Source organism: Acidithrix ferrooxidans (genome assembly GCF_000949295.1).
GTDB lineage: Bacteria > Actinomycetota > Acidimicrobiia > Acidimicrobiales > Acidimicrobiaceae > Acidithrix > Acidithrix ferrooxidans.
Window position 1 is genome coordinate 1 of the sequence record NZ_JXYS01000141.1, and the last position, 4,665, is coordinate 4,665.

At 46.9% G+C, this 4,665-nt stretch carries 5 protein-coding genes and 1 pseudogene; 2 read left to right on the plus strand and 4 right to left on the minus strand.

Translation table 11 applies throughout. The features are described 5' to 3' along the window. Window positions 1–347: 347 nt before the first annotated feature. Window positions 348–773: pseudogene (locus AXFE_RS17445) on the plus strand (ISL3 family transposase); the annotation flags it as partial. Window positions 774–1,643: 870 nt separating this feature from the next. Here the strand turns inward: AXFE_RS17445 and AXFE_RS17450 are convergent. The 4 genes from AXFE_RS17450 to AXFE_RS17465 all read right to left on the minus strand — a co-directional run bounded on the left by AXFE_RS17450 (window position 1,644) and on the right by AXFE_RS17465 (window position 3,979). Continuing rightward, on the minus strand, window positions 1,644–2,057 hold the full coding sequence (locus tag AXFE_RS17450) for a hypothetical protein (protein WP_052607177.1): 414 nt from the start codon (window positions 2,055–2,057) through the stop codon (window positions 1,644–1,646). 529 nt (window positions 2,058–2,586) lie between these two features. Further along, a complete protein-coding gene (locus tag AXFE_RS17455) occupies window positions 2,587–2,853 on the minus strand; it encodes a transposase (protein WP_152626210.1) in 267 nt (88 codons plus the stop codon). A gap of 210 nt (window positions 2,854–3,063) precedes the next feature. Beyond that, window positions 3,064–3,438: a hypothetical protein gene (locus AXFE_RS17460; protein ID WP_052607179.1), complete on the minus strand. Its 375-nt coding sequence runs from the start codon at window positions 3,436–3,438 to the stop codon at window positions 3,064–3,066. A gap of 235 nt (window positions 3,439–3,673) precedes the next feature. After that, window positions 3,674–3,979 (minus strand): hypothetical protein, encoded by a 306-nt coding sequence (locus AXFE_RS17465; protein ID WP_052607180.1) that lies wholly within the window; start codon window positions 3,977–3,979, stop codon window positions 3,674–3,676. A gap of 133 nt (window positions 3,980–4,112) precedes the next feature. Between AXFE_RS17465 and AXFE_RS17470 the strand changes: the two genes are divergently transcribed. After that, window positions 4,113–4,665 (plus strand): helix-turn-helix domain-containing protein (locus AXFE_RS17470; RefSeq protein WP_160291933.1); only part of this gene is annotated, 553 nt, incomplete at its 3' end.

Below are 4,665 nucleotides of genomic sequence, written 5' to 3' on the forward strand. Positions count from 1 at the left end.
TTGCTCAGAAAACAGTTGGTACGATCTGTGAGAGAGTAGTAGCCAAAGAGATCGATCCAAAGCGACTAGAGAAGCTCTCAATAATAGGGGTAGATGAGATTGCCTANCGTAAATACCATAAGTACATAACCCAAGTTATTTAGAGCCCGTAACAGATCATGAAACTGGAAAGATCGTCTATGGAGCAGAAGGAAAAAGCGCTAAGAGTCTAGATGGGTTCTTATGTGAGCTTGGTTCGCAACGTTCCAAGCTCTCACACAAGTAGCAACAATGGACATGGGACCAGCTTTTGCTAAAGCTTTCGCTGATCGCACACCAGATACTTAGGTCGCAACCTCGATCCTTTTCATGTCGTTAAATTGGGCACTGAGGCCCTGGAGGAGGTAAGATGCGACCTATGGCGCCAACTGAGAAAACTTCCTACTCCAGATTACGCCCGTAGGTTTGTGAGTGCAAGATGGGCATTACTAAAGAATCCTGGTGATTTGACTCAACGCCAAAATGAGACTCTACGTCAAATAAAGTCAACCGCTGCAATACTTCTAAAGCCCTTAGAGATGAAAGAATCCCTAAGAGGGATATTCGGTAGTGGATTATCCAATGACGAAGTAGCTGAGTTCTTGGATTCCTGGTGTGCTCGTGCTTCACGAGCACAGATACCTAGCTTTGTCAGATTATCAAAGACAATTCGAACCCATAAAGATGGAATTATGGCTGCTATTGAGCCCCCTAGCTTGAAAAGGGTGTCTCCAACGGAAGGCTTGAGGGTCTAAACAATAAATTAGATCCGCCATTGCTAGATGCTATGGTCTTCACTCTGCAAAATCAACACTTGGCTTGGTGATGCTTTCATGCGGTCCGATTGATCTCAAGCTCCCCTACGAAAGGGTTGCTTGATCCACATCTATGTTAGGAGAGCCTTAAAAGGGTTATTGCCAATACAACTCCAGACAACATTGCTTCGCAGCGCTCCCTACTAAGTGCAGGATTCAGCCTTGAAAGCGTTGACTCTGAACTGTGCCATTTTGTGGTGAACTTCTAAGACCTAGGCACTTTACAGTTGGGATGATCACTGAAACAATTCGTTTTCCGAACGTACAAGGGCACAATTGATGGCCCTGGTTGTTCCCAAAGCACTCTTAGTGTCAAATTTGCTTTCACTTGTGACGGACTACGGTTCAGCGATTTAATACCCATTGCCACCGCTTAGATATGGTTCGAAATACGAATATCCCTTTCAGGGCGTATTTTGCGTCTCGCAAAAGCAGGGAAATCGGTAGAGTTGACTTCCTGGTTACCGATTGACCCCACATGGCTAACACTTGGGTGATTTTAAGGTTCTTCATCGCAACGTCGCTGGAGAACCTAGTGTTGCGCCATTCCTCTTAGGAGACGTGCAAAAAATAGCAATCGGTGCTTGGCATCCGTAATAGTATTTTGAGTCCGGGCTTTTGCAGCAAAAATTTCGAGGAAACTGCTCCGGCTAACAAACGCACAGAAGCATGAAATACAAATCCATGCCCGCATCACCCACCTGCCAGTTGAAGTAATTGCGAACGCCTTCGAAATACACAAGGGTCAGACTCCCAATTTCAACGAAGGTCGAAGACTGAAGTTTTGGGGGCTTCAATCAGCCGAAGTGACTACTTAGAGACTAAGTGAACTATATCGACAATTACAAGGTACGAAACGAGTCCCATCACCATTAGGTAAATAGTTGTCATTTGCCACTTGTAACGATAACCAATAGCCCAGAATCTACGGATACCCCGAGCATCAAAGGCTAAAGCTATAACACCGACCGGTATTCCAATCGCGGGACCAACTCCAGCCGTTGCCCCTACTCCAAACAAGGGAAGGACAAAAGGGAGTATGACATAGCTCAAGATGCAACGAAATCCTGAGATAACCATCGAAACACTAAAGAGCTTTTGAGCAGCTTCTTGCTGGTTACTTGTCTTATCTACCGCCTTGATGCGTAGGAATTTGTTAACCGCGCCATCTACTGATGTTGGCTCTGAACTGCGGTCCTCAAAGTTTTCCTTTGTGCTTGCCATACCTTCGATATCCCATCAAATGATTAGTAACGTGTAAACGTCTTTGCCTACTCTCACAACAACCTCAGCTGAATTAAATTCGCTTCTTGATCCATCTCTTACTCTGATCATGCACCGTCGATCGCCAATCTGGCTCACCGAAAGACCTAGCGGCATAAGAGGCTTCCCGTCGCATAAGCGAAGTTGTGACAACTTTTCTATTATTACAGAATAGTGCGACTTCCCCATATGTGCCAAAATTAGTGCCTTGTCAAGCTCACCTTGGTAGCGTAATGCCTACAGAACTTCCAGCTAGCCACCACCGAGCAGCTATTTTGATCAAAGAATTGAACCAACGGGAGCGCAATCGGTTTCCGTGAGGGAGCGGTCAAGCGACCTCGTTCTTTCTCGGTCTACCTGATTTACCTCTTGGGAGTATCTGGTTCTCTATGTACTTTCCCACCGTCTCTAATGGGTTCCCACCGCAAGACACTACCGACTATGAGGGTGGCCAAAAGCACTTCCCCCACATGGCATCTCGGACTTCCGGCTAGTTTTTTAGCTTTGCTCTTATGGCTGAGAGCGTCTTCATAGACATCGGCAATCTTGAGAGAACAACTTTAGCTGCGTTGGTTATCGACAGGTGAGCATGATCGCCCTCTGTCTCAAAAGCATCGGAGATGGAATCAAAACGAGTACACACTTCAAGAATCGCGGGTTTGATCTCGTCAATTACTCTGTTTGTCATTACATAACGGCGATATTTAGCCTGAATCCACAGAAATGGACCAGCTTGAGCCCCTCGGTGTGAATCCAAGTCGGTTTTTCGGAGCTGATTTAGGTTTGACGGAGGGTCTATGGCTCGTAACTGGTTTCAGAGTGCCAAATATGACCTATTCCCTTTGTGGTTGAGCCTGTTTGGTCATTTTTGAGATTCTGAAATCTCATTTTGGGTATAGTGACCTGATCCCTTGTCTTCTAGAGCAGTTCCTTCAAGTAATATTCAGTGTGTTAGGTAACCAGATGTTCAGGTGATGGCGATCTCAAACTTTCTGATCCGATCAAGAGCCTCTAAGAACTTATCCTTATAGGGCCAGTGTTCTTCAAGATGCAGTATTACTTTTCTAGCTGAACGAGTGATATGTCCTGCGATCTGAAAGTAACACCGTCGAAACTTTGGTGTGGTGATAACAGTCTGTGTAATAGCGCCTATTCGTGCCAGGTTGTGCAGTTGCACCGTGCCAGGTTGTGCAGTTGCACCGTGCCAGGTTGTGCAGTTGCACCGTGCCAGGTTGTGTGCAATTGCACCGTGCCAGGTTGTGCAATTGCACCGTGCCAGGTTGTGTGCAATTGCACAAATAACTAACCAGACCAGAGCCAACCAAACGGCATTAGCGTTCATGTATCTGGATGGAACATGATTCCACCCCGAACCTCCTTTGAGATCCTTGATGACTAGTTCGATCTGGGCATGTGCTCGGTGATCAGCCTCAAGAAAGAGCGTTTCGCCTTGTCGATCGGTAATAAATGCGTGATAGTCATAGTCTCTAAATCGTGCCAGCTGAGACCCGGGAGTAGGCTTGACCCTTCGTACGATAAGACGAACGTCTTGTCTATCTCTTGCAAATGCGCAATATTTACTGTTTTTGACGGTATTTCACTTCTGCTACATCAGCTCCACCTTCAAGCCAGTAGACAATTGAAGTCCAGGCATCCTCTTGGATATCGGAGATGATACCTTTTAGTCTCTTGGACATCCGTGTTGTAATGCAAATGCGAACATCACCCGCACTAGCTGGGTCTCTAACGGCTCTTGAGTAGAACCCAGAGTCAAAACGCATGGTTATTTCACCAGTTGCTCCAGCGGCTCTCGCATTGTTGATTACCTGAGTTACAAACTCCCCGGCACCACGAGCGGTATTGGCGTTGCCTTCACGAGTCACTATTCCAAGAATGTCACCTGTCTTGCCAACAGCTGCTACTAGTGTCCCCTCTCATAATTTCCCTGAAACTGAGGAATTAATCCCTTCTAAGGTTGTTCTCCTTGGTAAGGACATAACCTTGCAAGGGAGAACGATGCAAAGTCACACCGTTTCAGAGGAGCCAAACATTGATGCCAACCAGAGCAAGCCGCCCAAGAAGAGATCTGGACGACAAGCTTCGGTGGTTCCGCTCAGTCCCAAAGAACGTAGCGAATTAGAAGCAGTGGTAAGAAAGTCCACAGCTCCCATAGGACAGGTGGCAAGGGCCAGCATTGCCCTATGGAGTAACGAAGGGGTTGGAACCAACGAGATCGCGCAAAGACTTCAGATATCTACAGAGACGGTATGCAAATGGAAGCGGCGTTTTATCAACTACGGAGTGGAACTTCTCGATGACGCACCGAGAAGTGGAAAACCGAGAAGCATTGATGACGAAAAGATCGCCGAGATTCTAAGGATCACTTTGGAAGAAGAGCCCCCGCTTGCTACCCAGTGGTCGACGTCTTCAATGTCCAAGCGGATCGGGGTATCACCAGCGAGCATCTCACGTATCTGGAGAACCTTTNGGCCTCAAGCCCCATGTCTTGGGATACTTCAACATCAGTACCGATCCGGCCTTTACCGAAAAGGTCCGCGACATAACTGGG